This is a genomic window from Mycobacterium sp. UM_Kg1, assembly GCF_000972925.1.
Taxonomy (GTDB): Bacteria; Actinomycetota; Actinomycetes; order Mycobacteriales; family Mycobacteriaceae; genus Mycobacterium; species Mycobacterium hiberniae.
This window is the reverse complement of record NZ_JRMK01000015.1, coordinates 24,634-44,493: the sequence shown is the minus strand read 5'-3', so window position 1 is coordinate 44,493 and position 19,860 is coordinate 24,634. Positions and strand designations below refer to the sequence as shown.

Genomic DNA, 19,860 nt, shown 5'->3' with positions numbered 1-19,860 from the left:
CCCGACGTCCAGACCGCCCAAGCCCACCCCGTCCAGCAAGCCGACCAAAGTGGTGTCGCCCAACCCGACGCCGTCCAGCAGCCCGGGCAACGTGATGTGCCCCAGCCCGGCGCCACCGAGCAGGGCGGGCAGCGTGAGGTCACCCAGCCCGACGCCTTCCAACAAGCCGACCAGCGTCAGGTCTCCCAGTCCCAGGTCTTCCATCAGCCCGGCCAGCCCAGCACCGCCCAGGCCCACATCTGCCAGCAGCTCCGACAGTGGCGTGTCACCCACTCCGACATCGTTCAAGAGTTCGGCCAACGTGGTGTCGCCCAGGCCCACGCCACCCAGCAGCCCCGTCAACGTCATATCCCCCATGCCGACGTCGGCCAGCAGGTCGCCCAACATCACGCCGTTCAGGCCCACGCCGCCCAGCAGGCCGCCCAGCGTCAGGCCGCCCAATCCCAGGTCGCCCAGCACGTCGGGCAGCGTCACGTCCCCCAACCCGAAGGTCCCCAGCACCTGATCGAGACCCAGGCCGCCCATTCCGACACCGTCGAGCAGGCCGCCCAGGGTCATGCTGCCGAGCCCGAGGTCACCCAGCAGCCCCGGTAGCGGTGTGGTCAGCACGTGGTCGAGCACTCCGCCCAGGTCGATGTCGTCGCCGCCCAAGGCGTTGAGCACCGTGCCCAGGCCGCCGAGCAGTCCATCGAGCTGGGTCAGCAGTTCTCCGACGGGCAGCTGAGTGTCGAGGGTCTGCGTGGGAACCAGCAACCCGTTGAACGCCGGGATGCTCACGCCCAGCACATCGAGGTTGTCCGAGCCGTTGAGGTAGGCGTTCAGCAAGTGGGCCGGGGCGGTCAGCAGCGCGGTGAGGACGTCCTGCGGATCGGTGGCCGCCTGGATGGTGCCGATGATTCCGTTCAGCTCGTTGAGGGTGGCCACCGTCGGCCCGAGACCGGCGATCAACATGGCCAGCGGCACCGAGAGGTCCACCGATATCGGCGCCGGCAGCGGCAGGATCTGGGCACCGATCACCGGGAGCAGGGTCGCCAGAAGGCTGCTCACCTGCTGCACATTGTTGGAGATGTTCTCCAGCACGCCACCGATCGACTGCGGATCGGCGCTGAGCTGCTCCAGATAGCCCGTCCAGTTGGTGACGATCTGTTGCAGTACCGGAAACGGCTGGGCAAGCCACTGCTGGTTCATGGCCTGCACGTTGGCCAGGGTGTTGGCGTAGAGGTCCTGGTAGGGCCCGATGATGTCTGCCGTGTCCCCGGCCAGCGTCACGGGCCGCGTCTGGACGTCAGATGGCAGCGGCGTGATCGGTGCGACGGTGATGACGCTGGCGCCGAAGAGCACGGCCCCGGTCGTGATGTACGGACGAAGGGCCTGTCGCATGATCCGCTCCTGACGTCGGGGCCGGCCTGGTCGGCGACTCGGATTTCGGCAGCGTATGGCACAGCCGATTCTTAGGTTGATGCTGAATTAGCCATTGTTACTTCTCCGTGATTGATTCGTTATCATTCCGTGATTTTTGCATGAGGCCGGTGTCCAGTCTCTTTACATCGCCAACTCGGCGGGTCACAGAATGCGTGAATTGTAAATTTGGTGGATCATCGGCGCCTTTTGAGACCAGCCGCCGTCTCAACGGCCCCCAGTGCAGGGCCACCAAACCCTGCCTTTTCCAGCGGACATGGCCCGACTTCCCGCGCTGAAGCGGTGGCAACCCCCGCCATGTCGGACAATTGCAATTAGTTCGGTCGTGAATGCAGACAGGCCCGCGTCTGGGCCGAAATTTTTGGCGCCCGAACTGCCGTTGCGCCAATTCAGGCGGGCGATAAGACACTTATCTCCGGGGCCAGGACGAAGGCCGGCGGGCCCGACACTCCCCACCGCGCAACTCGGCTTCGGCACCTTGACACCGTCAGAGACCGGCAGTTTCCACGGCTTTTACACAGATAATTCACACGTGTGGACGGATGGCGGCGCTGCTGGCGGCTTAACCCGGCAGTACCGGGACCGCGCCGCCGACCATGAACGGCCCGATCGGCGACCAGCTCTGCTCGTCCTCGGCCGCTGCCGACGACAGCGCCAGCACGCCACGCGGATCGGCCACATACACCGTCGAGGGATCGGCGACGATGGTGCTCACCGGGGGCTGCAGATTGCCGCTGGGCGCATCGGAGTTCACCCCGTCGATGTTGACGTAGGACACCGGATGTTTGGGATCCGACCGGCTCACCACGATGTCGTCACCGGTGCGCCAGCTCAGCGATACCGCCGAGGAGCCGAGCCCGAAACCCAGTCGACGGGGGTAGTGCAGGGTGAACTGGCCGCCAGGCATCTGCTCCACGCCGGCCAGGATCACCTGGCCGCCGATCACCATGGCCGCCCGGGTGCCGTCCCGGGACAGCTGCAGCTCGCTGATCGGGCCGGGGAATCGCGCCGAAACCGCCCCGGAGTCGACCGGAATCCGGGCCGGCCGGCCGGTTGCCACCTCCTGGATGGCCCGCAGCACGTTGTTGCCGTCGACCACCACCCAGACCGCCTCGTCCAGCGACCAACTCGGCCGCGACAGGGTGTGGCCCTCCGCTGCCTGCACGGCCTCGCCGCCGAGGTCGCCGATCCACAACGTGGACTCCGGATCACCGGGGTGAACCACCACCGATGCGACCTGGCGCCCGTTGCGCGACAGCGCGGACGACTCCTGATCGGGCTCCCGCCCGAACGCCCCGGGCACGCGGTTGGCCTGCTGGCCGTCGAGGACCAGCAGCGATCCGCCCACCAGTGCGTGAATCCCGGCGCCGGCACCGTCGGAGGCACCCGGGTCGGTGGTGGCCACGTCCGAGGTCGTCCACCCGTTGGGAAACCTGTCGTCGAGCGCCGCACCGTCGGCGTCGATCACATAGGGCCCCTTGATGTCGGCCCGGTTGAGCGTCCAGATCAGTTGCGCGGCAAGCAATTTTCTGGTGTTGGGGTCGGTGGTCGACAAGCTGTCCAGGTCGATCTTGGCCCCGCCATAGCCTCGACCCACCCCGCTCTTGCCGCCATCGGCGCGGGTCACCGGCCCGCGTAGCCGAACCGGCGCCGACAACAAGTTGCGCACCCCGGCCATCTCCGGTCGCGGGCCGGCGATCAGCTTGGACACCAGCTCGGTCGCGAGCTGGTCGGGGTCGGAAACCGCGACGTAGCGCGGGTCGGGAACCACGGTCTTACCCGTCGGGTCGACGAAGTAGAGCGTATTGCGCTTGTAGGTGGCCTGGAACTGCTGCCAGTCCAGGAAGACTCCGTTGGGCAGCCGGTCGATGCGCCACCCGTCGGAAGTCTTGAGCAGTTCGATCGGCTCGGGGGTGGGCAGCGCCCCCTCGGCGGTCTCGAACACCCCCATGTCCGACAGGGACCCCAGGATGTCGGCGCGCATGCTGACCGCCACCCGTCCGGCGCTGCGCGTCTCGACGAACACCACGTTGTCGATCAGCAGGGCGCTGCCGGCGTCGTCCCAGGAGTCGGACGCCTCCTGCGTGAGGAACTGCCGCGCCGCGCGGTGCCGGTTGGCCGGATCGGCAGTCGCCTTGAGAAATTCCCTCAGCAGAACGTCGGGATCCATACCCGGGGTGGGTTTGGGCAACACCGACGGCGGCGGCGATTCGACCGTGCCGACAGCCTGCGGCGCCGAATTGCTGGGCACCCCGGCGCACCCCGCGAGCGCGAGGACCACCGCGTTCACGGCCAGCATCAGCACCGCCGTACGGATGCGGCGCATCATCCGATCCTCTCCGCGTGCTCGCGGGCGCGCTGACGGCGCTCACGCCGCTCAGCGGGGCTCACCGGTTTCATCGGCAGCGGGCTGGTGGTCACCTTGTGTCCGCGCACCAGCGGCAGGGTGAGGCGGAAACAGGCCCCCTTGCCCGGTTCGCCCCAGGCCTCCAGTCGGCCCTGATGCAGCCGGGCGTCTTCCACGCTGATCGCCAGTCCCAGCCCGGTCCCGCCGGAGCGCCGCACCCGAGAGGGGTCGGCGCGCCAGAATCGGCTGAACACCAGCTTCTCCTCACCCGGCCGCAACCCCACTCCGTGGTCGCGCACCGTCACCGCCACCGTATCGACGTCGGCGGCCATTCGGATCACCACGGGCTTGCGTTCGGCGTGGTCGACGGCGTTGGCGATCAGGTTGCGCAGGATGCGTTCGACCCGGCGCGGGTCGACCTCAGCGATCACCGGCTCCGCAGGCATGTCCACCTTGAGCGCAACGTCGGCGTCGGCGGCCAGATGCCCCACGTTCTCCAGTGCGCTGTTGACCGTCGACCGCAGGTCCACCGACTCCACGGACAGCTCTGCCACGCCGGCGTCGTGGCGGGAGATCTCGAGCAGATCGTTGAGCAGCGACTCGAAACGGTCCAGCTCGCTGACCAGCAACTCGGTCGAACGCCGCAGCGAGGGTTCGAGATCGTCACTGTGGTCGTGGATCAGGTCGGCGGCCATCCGCACCGTGGTAAGCGGGGTACGCAATTCGTGACTGACGTCGGAGGTGAACCGGCGCTGCAGATTGCCGAACTCCTCAAGCTGGGTGATCTCGCGAGACAGGCTCTCGGCCATGTCGTTGAACGACACCGCCAGCCGGGCCATGTCGTCTTCGCCGCGCACCGGCATCCGCTCAGACAGGTGTCCCTCGGCGAACCGCTCGGCGATCCGGGAGGCGGACCGCACCGGCAGCACCACCTGTCGCGACACCAGCAGGGCGACACCGGCCAGCAGTACCAGCAGCACCAGGCCACCGGTGGCGATGGTGCCGCGCACCATGCTGATCGTGTTGCGTTCGGTGCCCAGCGGATAGATCAGGTACAGCTCCAGGTTGGTGATCCGCGACGTCGTCGGGGTCCCGATCACCAGGGCCGGACCGGAGAAGCCCTCGACGTGGACGGTGGCGTACTGGTAGCTGACCTGGCCGGCCTTGACGAATTCGCGCAGCGCGGGCGGGACCTGGTCCACCGGGCCCGCGGAGGTCGCCGCACGCGGGCCCTCGCCGGGCACCACCAGTACCGCGTCGAATGCGCCGGCGGTTCCGCTGCCGGCAGCCGGGTCGGTCTTGGACATCAGCGTGTTGCGTGCCAGCTGCAGACTCGAGCTCAGCGAGCGGGCCTCCTCACCCCCGACTATCTCGCCGGCGGTGACCCGCGCCCGCCCGATCTGTTCGGTGGCTGCCCGGACCTTGACGTCGAGCACGCGATCGGTGATCTGGCTGGTCAGCACAAAGCCCAGGCCCAAGATCACCACGGCCGACAGCCCGAGCGTCAGCACCACCACCCGCAGCTGCAGGGAACGACGCCAGGCGGCCTGCACCGCGCGGCGCACGGTATTCACACCGAGCAGCAGCGGTCCCGGCCGTCGGGGGCGTCGTCTGGAACTGAAGATCACGTGCGTTTCTCTCCCCCGCAGACGGGAGGTACCCCCACAGCATCACCGGCGCGGCGCCCCGTCGGAGAAGCGAGGATCACCTGCGCTTCTCCCCGGCGGGGATCACGGAGGTCCGGCCTTGTAACCCACTCCTCGGACGGTCAACACCACAGTCGGGTTCTCCGGATCTTGCTCCACCTTCGCCCGCAGGCGCTGGACGTGCACGTTCACCAGTCGGGTGTCCGCCGGATGGCGGTATCCCCAGACCTGTTCGAGAAGCACCTCACGAGTAAACACCTGCCGCGGCTTGCGTGCCAGCGCCACCAGCAGGTCGAACTCCAGGGGGGTCAGCGAGATCTGTTCGCCGGCCCGGCTCACCTTGTGCGCCGGCACGTCAATGTCGATGTCGGCGATCGAGAGCAGCTCCGCCGGCTCGTCGTCGTTGCGGCGCAGCCGGGCGCGGACCCGGGCCACCAACTCCTTGGGCTTGAAGGGCTTCATGATGTAGTCGTCAGCACCCGATTCCAGCCCGAGCACCACGTCAACGGTGTCGGTCTTGGCGGTGAGCATCACGATCGGCACACCAGAGTCCTTACGCAACACCCGGCAGACGTCGATGCCGTTCATTCCGGGCAGCATCAGGTCCAACAACACCAGGTCGGGCCGAAGCTCGTGCACCGCGGTCAGCGCCTGAGTGCCATCACCGACGACCGCGGTGTCGAAACCCTCCCCACGCAACACAATGGTGAGCATCTCGGCCAGCGACGCGTCGTCGTCGACGACAAGGATCCTTTGCCTCATGCCGTACATGGTGTCACCAGATTGAGACAAAACGCGGCTATCACACGGGCGTTTCGCAGAGTTACCCGTGCCTTTCCGCCGTCACAGCAGCCGCCAGAGCGGCCGGATCGACCGTCGGGCCGACTACCTGCCAGCGTCCGCCGAACCCCGCCCCTGCCAAACCGCGGTATACCTCTCCGGTGCGCCGCTGCAGGCCGTCGTCACGCTCGTAGCTGTCCCGGGCGCGTGCGGCGTCGCGATCCTCGCGGTGCCGGGCGCGCTGCGCGGCCAACTCCGCCGGGACGTCGAGGAGCACCTGACAGTCCGGTGTGGGTAGGCCGAGCCGGCCGAACTCCAGCTCTCGCACCCACGCCACCACCTCGCCGGTGGCGTCCTGATGCAGGCGCGCCGCACTGTAGGCGGCGCTGGAGGCGACGTAACGGTCGAGGATCACCACGTCGTTGGCGGCGCGCAGGGACGCAATCCGCTCCTTGGCTCCGGCACGGTCTAAGGCGAAGAGCATCGCCATGGCGTAGACGGAGTCGGCCAGGTCGCCGTGACCGCCCCGCAGCGCCTCGGCGGCCACATCCGCGGTCACCGAGTCGCCGTAGCGCGGGAAGGACAAGGTGGCCACCGTCTGACCGGCGTGTTCGAAGGCTGCGCGCAGCCCCTGCGACAAGGTGTTCTTGCCGGCGCCGTCCACGCCCTCTATCGCGATCAGCACGCGCCGAGCCTAATCCGACGAGCAGACGCAGAATCGCACGCATGGATAACCCATGGTGCGATTCTGCGTCTGCTCGCGCGGAAAGGGATCAGTAACGGTAGTGGTCCGGCTTGTACGGGCCTTCGACGTCGACGCCGATGTACTCGGCCTGCTCCTTGGTGAGCTTGGTCAACGTGCCGCCCAGGGCCTCGACGTGGATGCGGGCCACCTTCTCGTCGAGGTGCTTGGGCAGCCGGTAGACCTCGTTGTCGTACTCGTCGCCCTTGGTCCACAGCTCGATCTGAGCGATCACCTGGTTGGAGAAGCTGTTGCTCATCACGAACGACGGGTGCCCGGTGGCGTTGCCCAGGTTCAGCAGCCGGCCCTCGGACAGCACGATGATCGATTTACCGGTGTCGGGGAAGGTCCACTGGTCGACCTGCGGCTTGATGTTGAGCTTGTGGGCACCCGACTTCTCCAGCGCGGCCATCTGGATCTCGTTGTCGAAGTGGCCGATGTTGCCCAGGATGGCCTGGTCTTTCATCGACTTCATGTGCTCGAGGGTGATGATGTCCTTGTTGCCGGTGGTGGTGACCACGATGTCGGCCTCGGCGATGGCCTGTTCGACCGTCTTGACGTCGAATCCGTCCATCAGGGCCTGCAGTGCGTTGATCGGGTCGATCTCGGTGACGGTCACCCGCGCGCCCTGGCCGGCCAGCGACTCCGCGCTGCCCTTGCCGACGTCGCCGTAGCCGCAGACCAACGCCTTCTTGCCGCCGATGAGCACGTCGGTGCCCCGGTTGATGCCGTCGATCAGCGAGTGCCGGCAGCCGTACTTGTTGTCGAACTTGCTCTTGGTGACCGAGTCGTTGACGTTGATCGCCGGGAACACCAGCTCACCCGCGGCAGCCAGCTGGTACAGGCGCAGCACGCCGGTGGTGGTCTCCTCGGTGACACCCTTGACCGACGCGGCGATCGTGGTCCACTTGTTCTTGTCGTTCTCGTAGCCCTCCCGCAGCCGGTCCAGGAAGACCTTCCACTCTGCGGAGTCGTCCTCCTCTGCGGGCGGGACCACGCCGGCCTTCTCGTACTGGGCGCCGCGCAGCACCATCATGGTGGCGTCACCACCGTCGTCAAGGATCATGTTGGCCGGCTCGCCCTCCCAGGTCAGGGCCTGCTCAGCGCACCACCAGTACTCCTCGAGCGTCTCGCCCTTCCAGGCGAAGACCGGGGTGCCCTTGGGCTCCTCAACGGTGCCGTGCGGCCCGACGACGACCGCGGCGGCGGCGTGGTCCTGGGTGGAGAAGATGTTGCAGGAGGCCCACCGGACCTCGGCACCGAGGTCGACCAGGGTCTCGATGAGCACCGCGGTCTGGATGGTCATGTGCAACGAGCCGGTGACGCGGGCGCCCTTGAGCGGGTTGACCCCGTGGTACTCCTGCCGCAGGGCCATCAGGCCCGGCATCTCGTGCTCGGCCAGACGGATCTCCTTGCGGCCGAACTCGGCCAGCGACAGGTCGGCGACCTTGAAGTCGATTCCGTTACGGCTGTCCGCGGTCAAACTCATCAGTACGCCCCCGTTAAGGATTCGGTGAAATTGGCTCCGCTACAAGCTACCGGCGCAGGCCGCAGACCGCTCGGGCGGGTCATTCGGTGTCGATAACACCGTAAGTCTCGACCGCGGGGGTGAACAATCGGGCCAGGTCAGCAGCGACATCGTGGTCGGCTTCCGGGGGCATCGAGACATAGCTGATGGCCAGCCGCACCACGGCCCGGGACAGAATCCCGGCGTCTTCCTCGGTGGCCTTGACCCAGCTGTGCATGAACGACGACGTGAGACGCTGCGAGCAACGGGTGATGATCGGGCCGCTGTCGGTCGTGATGATCTGCAGCAGATCGGGCTTGGCGACGCCAGTCAGCAGCGAGATCACCAACGGGTCGACGGCCGACTCGGTGAAGAAGGTCCGGAACGCCTCCAACAGCGCCGCGTGCACATCGCCGACATTGCGATAGATGGCGTCCTCGACGGCGTCGACGAGCCGATCGGCCAGCCTGAGCGCGTAGCCCTGCGCCAAGCCCTGGCGGGAACCGAATTCGTTGTAGATGGTCTGGCGACTGACACCGGCCGCCTGCGCCACCGCGGCCAGCGTGATCGACGACCAGTCCCGGCTGGTCAGCAGGTCCCGCATCGCGTCGAGCACCGAGTCGCGCAGCAGCGCCCGGGATGCCTCGGCGTAGGGGATTCGTTTCACGACCGCGAGATTAGCTGGCATCACACCGACGCTGCCGCTCATCGCGCCATCCTGCTCGCCAACGCGCTGCGCGGCGCCGCCGAACCACGCGCGTTCAACACCGTTTCGTGCGGACATCTTCGACTCCCAACGCTCTTGTCCCGCCACATCTCCGCGGATTGGGCGTCCCCTCACACCCACTCCTGTGAGCTGAATCACTGTCAAGGCTGGACACTACAGATGGAAACGTCTGTTGTCTAGACATTCAACATCATTTTGTATATCCCAGGCGGCACGTCACGTTCCGCGGCATCCGTATACCTTGAGAGCACAACGCACTCAGGGATGGGCTCCACCGCGATGACGACTGCAGGTTCGAGCGCAGGCGCGCGGCCACGTACCCCCGTGCGGGTCCGCGACTACGCGGCCGGGCTGGCCTTCGCACACCTGCTCACCAGCGCCGAGGCGATCGCCGTGGTGGTGTCGCTCAACGGGGAGACCCCACTGACCGACTCCACCCTGCTGTCGTGGCCGAATGTGGTGACGGTGGTGGCGCTGGTCTCCCTGGGCACCCTCTCGGTGATCGCTCTGGGAAGCGCAAGCATCGCGCCGTCGGTGCGTTGGTACAGCGCCGGGGTCCAGCCGGATCGCGAACAACGGCGCTTCGCCGGCAACCTCCTGCACCGGCAGTCGGCGATCGTCCTGGGCACCTGGCTGATCGGTGGAATCGTCGGCTTGGCGGCAAGCCGCTCGCAGAATGCGGGGCTGCTCGCTCTGCTGGCCACCATCATCGTGTTCGGCGGCGCCGCGTCGGTGAGCACCAGCATGCTGTTCACCCAGCGGACACTGCGGCCGATCGTGGCCGCCGCCTGGCACGGCTCTCACGTGCGCGCGACCGCCCCCGGCGTGCTGGCCCGACTGGTGACCATGTGGTTCATCACCTGCGCGCTGCCGTCGGCGGCGATCATCGCACTGATCGTCTGCCGGCGGATGGGCTGGATCATCGACCCGGAGTCGTCGGTGGAGATACCCGTACTGGTGCTGTGCGTCGTGGCGGTGCTGCTGGGTGTGCGCGCGATGATTCTGGTGTCGCGCTCGATCTCCGATCCGGTCGGAGAGGTCGTCAACGCGATGGCCCGCGTCGAGCACGGCGAGATGACCACCTCGGTCGGTGTCTACGAGCAGTCCGAGATCGGCCGGTTGCAGACCGGTTTCAATCGCATGGTCGCCGGGCTCGCCGAACGCGACCGGCTCCAGGACCTGTTCGGCCGGCACGTGGGCTCCGATGTCGCCCGGCTTGCGGTGGAACAAGAGCTCGCGCTGTCCGGTTGCGTGCAGGAGGCGGCGATTCTGTTCATCGATCTGGTGGGCTCCACCGAACTGGCCGCCACCCATCCCCCGGACGAGGTCGCCGAGGTGCTGAATGACTTTTTCCGCATCGTGGTGGACGCGGTCGACGCCCAGCGCGGCTCGATCAACAAGTTTCAGGGTGACGCGGCCCTGGCGGTGTTCGGCGCGCCCGTCCCGTCTGACGGGGCGGCCGGGGCCGCGCTTGCCACCGCCCGCACCCTGATCGCCAGGCTTCGCCGGCTGCCACTGGTGGACTTCGGGATCGGCGTCTCGGCGGGGCCGGTGTTCGCCGGAAACATCGGCAGCGAGAACCGTTACGAGTACACCGTGGTCGGCGATGCCGTCAACGAGGCCGCCCGGCTGGCCGACCGCGCCAAGGCCGTCGCGGCCCGGGTGTTGTGCTCGGCGACCGCGCTCGAGCGAGCCGACGAAGCCGAACGTGCGCGCTGGACACACCACGGCTCGGCGACGTTGCGCGGCCGTACGCAGCCCACCGAAATGTCGACACCGGTCCCCGAGCCTGCGGCCGGGGGTGAACGGGCGGGCACGCGCGTGTCAGACTCCGAGGATGGCTTATGAGATCGCCCGTCCTCAGATGGAGGGCAACATCGCCGTCGGAGAGGACCGGCAGCTCGGATTCGCCGAGTTCGGCGCACCGCAGGGCCGGGCAATGTTCTGGCTCCACGGCACGCCCGGCGCCCGGCGGCAGATTCCCGTCGAGGCCCGGCTGTATGCCACCGAAGCCAACATCCGCCTGATCGGAGTGGACCGGCCCGGCATCGGCTCCTCCACTCCCTTCCAGTACGAGACGGTGTCTGAGTTCGCCGATGATCTGCGGACCGTGGCCGACACCCTCGGGATCGACAAGATGGCGATCATCGGCCTGTCCGGGGGCGGGCCCTACACGCTGGCGTGCGCGGCGGCCATGCCCAACCGGGTGGTGGCGGCCGGCATTCTGGGCGGCGTTGCCCCGGCGGTGGGCCCTGAGGCCATCGACAGCAACCTGATGCGGCTGGCCCGGCTCGCCGAACCGGTACTCGACCGCGCCGGACGCCCGATCAGCATGCTGGCCGCCAGCCTGATCCGCATGGTCCGCCCGGTCGCCTCTCCGGCGCTGGAGCTCTACGCCCGGCTGTCCCCCGCCGGTGACCGCGAGATGCTGTCCCGCCCGGAGTTCAAGGCGATGTTCCTCGACGACCTGCTCAACGGTTCCCGCAAGCAACTCGCCGCCCCGATCGCCGACGCCGTCCTGTTCGCCCGCCCGTGGGGCTTTCGCCTCAGCGACGTGCACGTGCCGGTGCACTGGTGGCACGGCGACGCCGACCACATCGTGCCGTTCTCGCACGGCAAACATGCGGTGGCGCTGCTTCCCGATGCGCGGCTCTACCCGATCCCCGGCGAGAGTCATCTGGCCGGACTGGGCCGCGCCGAAGAGATACTGTGCACCCTGCTGCAGGCCTGGGACACCGCGGTCGAACCGACGTGACCGCACCCCAATCGCTCCGGGAGTTGTTCGATCAGCTCGGTCTGCACGAGGTGCCGTCGGCCGACGGCACCCTGACTCTGCAGATGCCGGTCGACGAGCGGGTGGTCAACACCGCAGGCGGCCTACAGGGCGGTTTGATCGCCACCATGGCGGATGTGGCGGCCGGTCAGCTGGCCGCGCGCAGCACCCGGTTCGGCAACGGTATTGCCACCACGGATCTGTTCGTCCGGTACCTGCGACCGATCACGATCGGTCCCGCCCGCGCGGTGGCAACCATCCTGCGCACGGGGCGGCGTTCCGTGGTGGTCCAGGTCGACATCTACCGGGGCAACGACGACCAGCTTGCCGCCACGGCGACGGTGAATTTCGCGGCCATCGAACTGCCCGGCTGAGCACCGGGCGTGGCGACTGCGCCCCGGCCCGGCTTATGCCCTATCGGGCTGCGCCGGCGCGCCGAGCTTCGATGAATTGCGGTAACCGCAACCTGCGCGGCGCATTCACCGCGGCGTCGTCCTGCGGCGCTCCGCCGCTCTGGGCGGCGGCGTAGGCGGCCGCGTCGCCGGTGACGCTCAGCACCTGGCCGTGCCAGGTGATGTCGGCTTCCCGATATGCCTCGAGCAGAGCCCGCTCGAGCAGCATGTCGGCCTCGGCGATCGAGGGCGCCTCCAACTCGACGAACTCGCCGTCGCGCGCGTCGAGTCGCAGCGTGGTGGGGCCCGCCTCCACCAGATCGCAGTTGGCCCGGATGCTCAGTTCGGCGTTGGCGCGTGTCAGCCCGGCCAGCACATAGGCGGCCAACAGCACCCGGCACGCCTCGTCCCCGGCCGGACCGCAGTCGAATCGCAGTTGCCGCAGTGCGGCGAAGCTGAGCACCTGGGTGCGGATGATCCGGCTGCAGCACACGCCGGTGTCGGCCAGGGCACGGGAATCCGCCGGTGCCCCGTCGACGAGCACTCCGATGATCTCGCCGGACAGCACCCCCCGGAAACGGCTCTGCCCCGTGCCGAGAGTGGAGTCGATCGCGCCGAAGGCCAGGCTGCCGGGACTCAACCGCAGCAGGGTACGGGCATTGTCGAGGGTGCTCTCGCGGGCCGCCCGGTAGGCCGGGTGTGTGATCGCAGGCTTGCCGTCGATCGATCCGGCGAGAAAATGCCCGTCGAAAATGCGTTGCGGCAGTTCGAGATCGGTGTACACCAGCCGACCGCCCTCGTAGCTGACCTGGGTGCGCGGCACCCGGCTCAATGTCGGATGCTGGTCGCGAATGCCCTGCAGGATCGCGGCCTCGACGCGCTGCACCTGGCTGTGGTTGTCGTCGATGAGCACCGTCGCCGTCGGCGACCCGTCGATCAATCGGGTCGCAACGGCTGACGCCGAGCGCCCCGAGCCGCGAGCCGGGCGGATCGCGGCGTGACTGCCCCCGGCCGGTGCCAGCTCGGTGGACACGCTCAGGGTGCTCCCCCCGCCGGCCTGGCAGGCGGCGGCGAGCTGCTGGTAGGACAGTTTGGACACGGCGATCAACCTTTCTGCTGCACCGAGTCTGGCACAGGGGTTCGGTCCAGATCGGGCTCGAGATAGATGACCAGCGCCGCCGGGACGGCCGCGCGGATGTTGGCTTCGGCGGCGTCGATGGTGGCCGCCACCCCCGCCAGGTCGAGTTGGGGAACCACCGCGATCTTGGCACCCACCAGCATCTCGTCCGGCCCCAGATACTGGGTGCGGATGTGGATCAGACGGGTGACGTTCTCGGTGTTCTCCAGCGCCGCCCGAATGGCCCGGTCCTCGGCAATGGTGGCGCCCTCGCCGATCAGCAGACTGTGCATCTCGACCATCAGGAACACGGCGACCACGCCGAGCAGCACACCGATCCCGAGGGTTCCCACGCTGTCCCACACCGGGTTGCCGGTCAGCACCGACAGTCCCACGCCGGCCAGCGCGAGCACCAGCCCGATCAGCGCGGCGGTGTCCTCCAGCAGCACCACCGGAAGCTCGGGATTGCGCGAGGCGCGAAGGAAACGCCACCAACTTCCCCGGCCCTTCAGCGGGCGCGACTCGACCACAGCGGTGCGAAAGCTGTAGGACTCCATGCCGATCGCCAACACCAGGATCACGATGGCCACCATCGGCGAACTCAACTCGACCGGGTGGCGCAGCTTCTCGTACCCCTCGAACAGCGCGAACATCGAGCCCAGACTGAACAGCACCAGCGCAACCACGAACGACCAGAAGTACCGGCTGCGGCCATGCCCGAACGGGTGCAGCGCATCCGGCGCCCTGGTGGCGACACGCTGACCCAACAGCAGCAGCGCCTGGTTGGAGGTGTCGGCCACCGAATGCACCGCCTCGGCGAGCATGGCGGCGCTACCGGTGATCAGGTACCCGGTGAATTTCGCCACCGCGATACCGGCGTTGGCCGCAAGGGCCGCGACGATGGCCTTGGTACTGCCCGACGACGACACGCTAGAGGCCTATCGTCGCCCGGAACAGGGCGGCTGGTTGCTGGGCCAGCAGTCGGATCGGCCCGTCATCGCAAGGCACCCAGGCAGACTCGCCGCGGCGCAACGTCAACGTCTTCGATTTGGCGTGCACCGTGATGGAGCCTTCGGTGCACAGCAGGATCTGGGGGCCGTCATGGCGCGCCGGCGCATCCACCTCGTGGCCCAGGTGCGGGCCGTCGAGCGTCAGGCGCGACACCGCGAATTCCTCGGCGGGGGTCTGGTATACCACCTCCAGTCCATCGGTGTAGGTGGCCGGCCGCAGGGCCTCCTCGGTGGTCGGAGTGAAATCCAGTACCCGCAGCAACTCGGGAACGTCGACGTGCTTGGGGGTCAACCCGCCGCGCAACACGTTGTCGGAGTTGGCCATCACCTCAAGACCCACCCCGTGCAGGTAGGTGTGCAGATTTCCGGCCGATACGAAGATGGCCTCTCCCGGCGCCAGGCTGACCCGGTTGAGCAGCAGCGAGGCCAGCACCCCGGCATCCCCGGGATACCGTTCGCCGAGCTCGAGCACCGTCTTGGCCTCCGCGGCGAATTCGCCGGCATCGGAGCTGAGGTAGTGGATGGCCCCTTCGAGCACCGCCGGCACCAGGACATCCAGGTCGGGCTGGGGCGCGGTGATCCACGTGGTGAACAGCGCCCGCAGACCGTCGGCATCGGACTGCACAGCGGCAGGGGCGCTGCCGGGCGGGCCGCCGAGCAGGTCGATGAACGGGTCCAGGTCCGACACCGCCAGCGCCCGCAGCAACTCGATGGTGCGCGCCACCGGCCGGAAACCGGCCAGCGCCTCGAACGGCTGCAACGCCACCAGCAGTTCCGGCTTATGGCTGGTATCGCGGTAGTTGCGAATGGGCGAGGACACCGGCACCCCCAGCCGCTCCTCGCGTTCGTAACCCTCGATCGCCTGCTTGGCACTGGGGTGAGCCTGCAGGGACAGCGGCTCGTCAGCGGCCAGCACCTTGACCAGGAACGGCAACCGGTCACCGAAGCGGGCTTGGGCCAACGGGCCCAGCTGACCCTCCGGGTCGCGGGTCAAGACGCTGAGCAGCGACACCTCGCCGGTGTCGGTCTCCAGGCAGGCCGGATCCCCCGGGTGCGCGCCCAGCCACAGCTCGGCCTCGGGATGCGCCGCCGGAACCGGCCGACCGGTGAACTCGGCGATAGCGGTCCTCGAGCCCCAGGCGTAGGTCCGTATCGCGCCGCGTAGCTGTTCCACTGTTCCCGTCAACCCCGCAAAAGTCGCACGTAGGCGGCCGTCATCTCCAACCGCACGGCCAACACCGCAAGCTCTTGTTCGGCCCGCCCGCTGTGCGACAGGGCCCCCGTCCCCACCGCCGCCTCCTCCACGGCGCCCGGCGCCAGCGGTACGTCCTCGGCCGCCACCAGATCCACATCATGCATGCCGTTGATCCGGGCAGCCACCACCGTACGCTCGGCAGCCAGTGTCAGGGCCAGCACCCGCAGCCGGTCGCCGGCCGGACCGTCGATCTGCTCGTCGTGAAAGATGTCGGCCGCACCGTGGCCGCCGGCGGACCGGGCCCGCACCGCGTTCATGGCATCGGCCAGCCCGGCTGCGGCCACCGTGGTCCGGCCGATCCCCAGCATCGCGGCACTGCCGTGGCGGGCCAGCGCCAGGGTGGCCGCGCAGTCACCGGCCAGCGCAACATCGCGGCCGACGATGCGGTCCGCCAGAATCTTGGCCGGGTTGGTGAACAGCTCGCGCGCCGCACTGTTGCGCAGCGCCTCGGCGTCGAGTTCGTCGGCCAGGGCGGTTCCGGCACGGGCGTCCGCGCCCTCCAGGGCGTCGAGGATGGCCAGCCCGGCGGCCAGGTAGCGCGGGAGGCCGAACTCCGCCGGCACCGCGATCCGCGGCTCCAGCACCGCGACGCGCCCCGCGGTGGCGTCGCGCAACGGGCCCTCGTAGGGCGCGACCACCACCACCTGTACCCCGCGTCGCACCCCGGCCGCGGCAGCGGCGACCAGCGCCGGATCCCCCGGGTCATCGCCGGCGACCACCAGCACATCCAGCGCCCCGATCCAGGCCGGGGTCTCGGCGGCCAGGACCAGCGGTGCGCGGGCCGAGTCGCCCCGGGCTGCGGCCAGCAGGCTGCCGGCGGTTGCGGCGGTGCCGCGGGTGGACAGCCAGATAATCGTGCGGGGCGGATAACTGCGGCTCTGCTCGCGCAGCCCGTCCAGAACGCCCTCGTCGACCGCAGCGGCGGTAGCACGCACCTGGGCCCCGGCCATCGACGCGGCCCAGAGCGCACCGTCGCGGTCAGCGGCCAACAGGGCCTCGGTGTCATCGAGGTCGACGGTGGAGAATGAGCCGGAAAAAGCGGTCACGGCCCCGACTTCTCCGCGGCGGTGACAGCCTCGATCTGCGCGGCGACCTGGGCCACCACTGCGTCCACTGCGGCGGCATCGGGCGCCTCGACGTTGAGCCGCAACAACGGCTCGGTGTTGGAGCTGCGCACGTTGAACCAGCGGCCCCCGCCCAGATCGACGGTCACACCGTCGAGGTGGTCGACAGCGACCTGGTCTCCGAACGAGGAGACCACGGCGTCCACCAGAACGGACGCCTCGACTCCATCAGTAAGGGTGAAGTTGATCTCGCCCGAGGCCGCATAACGCTGGTAGTCGGCCGTCAGCTCCGACAGCGGTCGTTGCTGTTCACCGAGGGCAGCCAGCACGTGCAGAGCGGCCAGCATGCCCGAGTCGGCTCCCCAGAAGTCCCGGAAATAGTAGTGCGCCGAGTGCTCCCCGCCGAAGATGGCCCCGGTCTCGGCCATCAGCGCCTTGATGAAGGAGTGCCCGACCCGCGACCGCAGCGGCGTGCCGCCGCGCTCGGCCACCAGTTCCGGCACGGCACGCGAGGTGATCAGGTTGTGGATCACCGTGGCGCCGGGCTCGCGGGCCAGCTCGCGAGCGGCCACCAGACCGGTCACCGCTGACGGCGACACCGGCTCGCCACGCTCGTCGACCACGAAACACCGGTCGGCGTCGCCGTCGAACGCCAGGCCTATATCAGCGCCGCTTTCGCGCACGAACGCCTGCAGATCGGTGAGGTTGGCCGGGTCCAGCGGATTGGCCTCGTGGTTGGGAAAGTTGCCGTCGAGTTCGAAATACAGCGGCAGCAGCGTGATCGCCCCGACCGATCCGAATACCGCCGGCGCGGTGTGGCCGGCCATGCCGTTGCCGGCGTCGACGGCCACTTTGAGCGGACGCAGACCGGAGATGTCGACCAGGGAGTGCAGGAATGCCGCGTAGTCGGCCAGCACGTCGCGTTCGGTGACGGTGCCGCGCGGCACGGTGCCGTCACCGGCCGTGTCGACACCGGCGATCAGCTCGTCGCGGATCCGGCCCAGACCGGTGTCGGCGCCCACCGGCTTGGCGCCCGCCCGACACAGCTTGATGCCGTTGTAGGCAGCGGGGTTATGACTGGCGGTGAACATCGCCCCCGGACAGTCCAGCGCCCCCGAGGCGAAGTAGAGCTGGTCGGTGGAGGCCAGGCCGATCCGGACCACGTCCAGGCCGCGGGCCAGCACGCCCTCGGCGAAGGCCGCCGACAACGACGGCGAACTGTCCCGCATGTCGTGGCCTATCACCACCTGCCGGGCGCCTTCCTCGGCCATCAGCCGGGCAAAAGAGGACCCGACCTCGGTGACGAGGGTTTCATCGATCTCCGAACCGACCAGGCCACGTACGTCGTACGCCTTGATCACACGGTGGACAGCCGCAGCGGGCCGAGACATGGACAGGGCTCCTGACGAAGTGGACTCTTGACACTCAAGCCTAGCCCGGAACCTTCGATCAGTCCGACGGGTCTGGCAACACGCGCAGGTGGCCGCGGCGACGGCCGTTGGTCTTGCCGGGCGGACCCGGCGGCGCCAGCACGCCGCCCCCAGGCTCCGGGCTGGACGCTCCCCCCGCCGGGGAGTCGCCCGGATTGCTGTGGGGGTACCAACCGCTGGCGGGGGCAGAGCGCCCGGACTCGCGCTCGCGCACCGCCTCGGCGAGCGCGATCAGGTCGTCCTCTTCGGGAGAGACCCAGGGGCCGGGGTGGCGCACCAGCTCCCAGCCGCGCGGCGCCGTGATCCGGCCTGCGTGGCTGAAGCACAGGTCCCAGGAATGCGGCTCGGCGGCAGTCGCCAGCGGGCCGACCACGGCGGTGGAGTCCGAGTAGACGAACGTCAGCGTCGCCACCGCATAGTGCGGACACCCTGGCCGGCAGCAACGGCGGGGAACGTTCACGCCCGTGAGGCTATCGTGGCCGCCCGCCGCCGCGGCGCCGGACACGCGCAAGGGCCCGGCAGCCTATGCACAACCGTTACCATCGTCTGCGTGATCGCCACGCGCCGCCGACGCCGCGGCCGCGAGCCCCGCGGGCCGCTGCTGCCGCCGACCGTGCCGGGCTGGCGCACCCGGGCGGAGCGGTTCGACATGGCCGTGCTGGAGGCCTACGAGCCGATCGAGCAGCGCTGGAAGCAACGGTTGAGCTCCCTGGATGTCGCAGTCGACGAGATCCCGCGGATAGCGCCCAGAGATCCCGACAGCGTGCAGTGGCCGCCCGAAGTCGTCGCCGACGGACCGGTGCCGCTGGCCCGTTTGATCCCCGCCGGGGTGGATGTTCGCGGAAACCCGACACGCGCTCGAGTTCTGTTGTTCCGCAGGCCAATCGAGCAACGGGCTAACGACAGCACCGAACTCGGCGATTTACTGCACGAGATTCTGGTGGCGCTTGTCGCCACCTACTTGGATGTCGAACCCTCGGTCATCGACCCGACGATCGACGACTGACCAGCGCTTGCGCCGCTGCGGGTTCAGATGATGCCGCGCTTGAGGCGCCGGCGCTCCCGCTCGGACAGCCCGCCCCAGATGCCGAACCGCTCGTCGTGCGCCAGGGCGTACTCCAGGCACTCGCTGCGAACCGCGCACCGCTGGCAGATCTTCTTGGCCTCCCGAGTCGAGCCGCCCTTCTCCGGGAAGAACGCCTCGGGGTCGGTCTGCGAGCACAGGGCACGGTCCTGCCACTGCTCGTTGGTGGCCGTTTCGGGGTCGAACGGGTCGAACTCGTCGTAGTCCTCAGGCTCGGGAACCAGACTCAGATGGGGCCGACTGGGCAACGCGTCGAGCCCGGTCGGCAAAGCCATCTCGGCACTGGCTTGCGACGCCACCCCCATCACGCCCCAAAGGTGCTCATAGGACATGCTCCGCCTCCTCACCTGTAGCGCGATCCTGCTTATGTCGGCCGAATATCGAGATATTCACCATGCCATTCGAACATGTGATCGAATCTCGGTCTGCGACACCGAAATCGGCTGGCCAACCGGGAAAATGACACTAGTGTGATTAGACACGGGTTGATCAGCGGGGTCAAGCCGCTCGGCCAAATTCCTTACCATCTCGTGACCGATTTCCCACGTGTCCGAGACCGGCGAGTCC

The 19,860-nt window shown here is 68.4% G+C and carries 17 protein-coding genes and 1 pseudogene; 4 read left to right on the top strand and 14 right to left on the bottom strand.

Annotated features, from left to right (window positions below; translation table 11 throughout):
• The 7 genes and pseudogenes from LI92_RS04230 to alkX all read right to left on the bottom strand — a co-directional run.
• Positions 1-1,380, bottom strand: a pseudogene (locus LI92_RS04230) (hypothetical protein); the annotation flags it as partial.
• Between the two features lie 601 nt (positions 1,381-1,981).
• Positions 1,982-3,718 carry an MtrAB system accessory lipoprotein LpqB gene (gene lpqB / locus LI92_RS04225; protein ID WP_152665329.1) on the bottom strand — a complete coding sequence of 579 codons (1,737 nt, stop codon included), beginning with the start codon at positions 3,716-3,718 and terminating at the stop codon, positions 1,982-1,984.
• Between the two features lie 26 nt (positions 3,719-3,744).
• The gene (gene mtrB / locus LI92_RS04220; protein WP_046316268.1) at positions 3,745-5,394 is read right to left on the bottom strand and encodes an MtrAB system histidine kinase MtrB; all 1,650 of its coding nucleotides are present in this window, start codon (positions 5,392-5,394) and stop codon (positions 3,745-3,747) included.
• Positions 5,395-5,496: 102 nt separating this feature from the next.
• The gene (gene mtrA / locus LI92_RS04215) at positions 5,497-6,183 is read right to left on the bottom strand and encodes a two-component system response regulator MtrA (RefSeq protein ID WP_046316266.1); all 687 of its coding nucleotides are present in this window, start codon (positions 6,181-6,183) and stop codon (positions 5,497-5,499) included.
• Positions 6,184-6,235: 52 nt separating this feature from the next.
• Positions 6,236-6,877 carry a dTMP kinase gene (locus LI92_RS04210; RefSeq protein WP_046316263.1) on the bottom strand — a complete coding sequence of 214 codons (642 nt, stop codon included), beginning with the start codon at positions 6,875-6,877 and terminating at the stop codon, positions 6,236-6,238.
• Positions 6,878-6,965: 88 nt separating this feature from the next.
• Positions 6,966-8,423: an adenosylhomocysteinase gene (ahcY, locus tag LI92_RS04205; RefSeq protein ID WP_046316261.1), complete on the bottom strand. Its 1,458-nt coding sequence runs from the start codon at positions 8,421-8,423 to the stop codon at positions 6,966-6,968.
• A gap of 79 nt (positions 8,424-8,502) precedes the next feature.
• Positions 8,503-9,129, bottom strand: coding sequence for a TetR family transcriptional regulator AlkX (alkX, locus tag LI92_RS04200; protein WP_152665325.1), 627 nt, complete (start codon positions 9,127-9,129; stop codon positions 8,503-8,505).
• Between the two features lie 390 nt (positions 9,130-9,519).
• On the opposite strand from alkX, the gene LI92_RS04195 reads away from it, so the two are divergent.
• The 3 genes from LI92_RS04195 to LI92_RS04185 are packed head-to-tail and all read left to right on the top strand — an operon-like array spanning position 9,520 to position 12,315.
• On the top strand, positions 9,520-11,016 hold the full coding sequence (locus tag LI92_RS04195) for an adenylate/guanylate cyclase domain-containing protein (RefSeq protein ID WP_046316282.1): 1,497 nt from the start codon (positions 9,520-9,522) through the stop codon (positions 11,014-11,016).
• Positions 11,006-11,923, top strand: a complete 918-nt coding sequence (locus tag LI92_RS04190; RefSeq protein ID WP_046316259.1) for an alpha/beta fold hydrolase — start codon at positions 11,006-11,008, stop codon at positions 11,921-11,923. The genes LI92_RS04195 and LI92_RS04190 overlap by 11 nt, the downstream gene beginning before the upstream one ends.
• Positions 11,920-12,315 (top strand): PaaI family thioesterase, encoded by a 396-nt coding sequence (locus LI92_RS04185; RefSeq protein WP_046316257.1) that lies wholly within the window; start codon positions 11,920-11,922, stop codon positions 12,313-12,315. Before LI92_RS04190 ends, LI92_RS04185 begins: the two co-directional genes overlap by 4 nt.
• Before the next feature lie 40 nt (positions 12,316-12,355).
• Here the strand turns inward: LI92_RS04185 and LI92_RS04180 are convergent, their stop codons facing one another.
• Genes LI92_RS04180 through LI92_RS04155 form a run of 6 tightly spaced genes read right to left on the bottom strand, consistent with a single transcriptional unit; the run spans position 12,356 to position 18,669 of the window.
• A complete protein-coding gene (locus LI92_RS04180) occupies positions 12,356-13,432 on the bottom strand; it encodes a type I-G CRISPR-associated protein Cas7 (RefSeq protein WP_046316280.1) in 1,077 nt (358 codons plus the stop codon).
• 5 nt (positions 13,433-13,437) lie between these two features.
• Positions 13,438-14,379, bottom strand: a complete 942-nt coding sequence (locus tag LI92_RS04175; protein WP_046316254.1) for a cation diffusion facilitator family transporter — start codon at positions 14,377-14,379, stop codon at positions 13,438-13,440.
• A 1-nt stretch (position 14,380) separates the two neighbouring features.
• Entirely contained in the window at positions 14,381-15,634 is a 1,254-nt protein-coding gene (manA, locus tag LI92_RS04170; RefSeq protein WP_046316252.1) for a mannose-6-phosphate isomerase, class I, read from the bottom strand.
• 8 nt (positions 15,635-15,642) lie between these two features.
• The gene (locus LI92_RS04165; RefSeq protein WP_046316250.1) at positions 15,643-16,761 is read right to left on the bottom strand and encodes a hypothetical protein; all 1,119 of its coding nucleotides are present in this window, start codon (positions 16,759-16,761) and stop codon (positions 15,643-15,645) included.
• Positions 16,758-18,170, bottom strand: coding sequence for a phosphomannomutase/phosphoglucomutase (locus LI92_RS04160; protein WP_046316247.1), 1,413 nt, complete (start codon positions 18,168-18,170; stop codon positions 16,758-16,760). The genes LI92_RS04165 and LI92_RS04160 overlap by 4 nt, the downstream gene beginning before the upstream one ends.
• Positions 18,171-18,228: 58 nt before the next feature.
• The gene (locus LI92_RS04155; RefSeq protein WP_192829973.1) at positions 18,229-18,669 is read right to left on the bottom strand and encodes a DUF3499 domain-containing protein; all 441 of its coding nucleotides are present in this window, start codon (positions 18,667-18,669) and stop codon (positions 18,229-18,231) included.
• A gap of 90 nt (positions 18,670-18,759) precedes the next feature.
• Between LI92_RS04155 and LI92_RS04150 the strand changes: the two genes are divergently transcribed.
• A complete protein-coding gene (locus tag LI92_RS04150; RefSeq protein WP_046316243.1) occupies positions 18,760-19,215 on the top strand; it encodes a metallopeptidase family protein in 456 nt (151 codons plus the stop codon).
• 23 nt (positions 19,216-19,238) lie between these two features.
• On the opposite strand, the gene LI92_RS04145 is transcribed toward LI92_RS04150, so the two are convergent.
• Positions 19,239-19,625: a WhiB family transcriptional regulator gene (locus tag LI92_RS04145; RefSeq protein ID WP_046316278.1), complete on the bottom strand. Its 387-nt coding sequence runs from the start codon at positions 19,623-19,625 to the stop codon at positions 19,239-19,241.
• Positions 19,626-19,860 lie beyond the last annotated feature (235 nt).

Bases quoted from the DNA above. Each gene is read 5' to 3' on its own strand.
- lpqB (WP_152665329.1), bottom strand. From the start codon at position 3,718: ATGCTGGCCGTGAACGCGGTGGTCCTCGCGCTCGCGGGGTGCGCCGGG.
- mtrA (WP_046316266.1), bottom strand. From the start codon at position 6,183: ATGTACGGCATGAGGCAAAGGATCCTTGTCGTCGACGACGACGCGTCG.
- ahcY (WP_046316261.1), bottom strand. From the start codon at position 8,423: ATGAGTTTGACCGCGGACAGCCGTAACGGAATCGACTTCAAGGTCGCC.
- alkX (WP_152665325.1), bottom strand. From the start codon at position 9,129: ATGCCAGCTAATCTCGCGGTCGTGAAACGAATCCCCTACGCCGAGGCA.
- LI92_RS04190 (WP_046316259.1), top strand. From the start codon at position 11,006: ATGGCTTATGAGATCGCCCGTCCTCAGATGGAGGGCAACATCGCCGTC.
- LI92_RS04160 (WP_046316247.1), bottom strand. From the start codon at position 18,170: ATGTCTCGGCCCGCTGCGGCTGTCCACCGTGTGATCAAGGCGTACGAC.
- LI92_RS04145 (WP_046316278.1), bottom strand. From the start codon at position 19,625: ATGTCCTATGAGCACCTTTGGGGCGTGATGGGGGTGGCGTCGCAAGCC.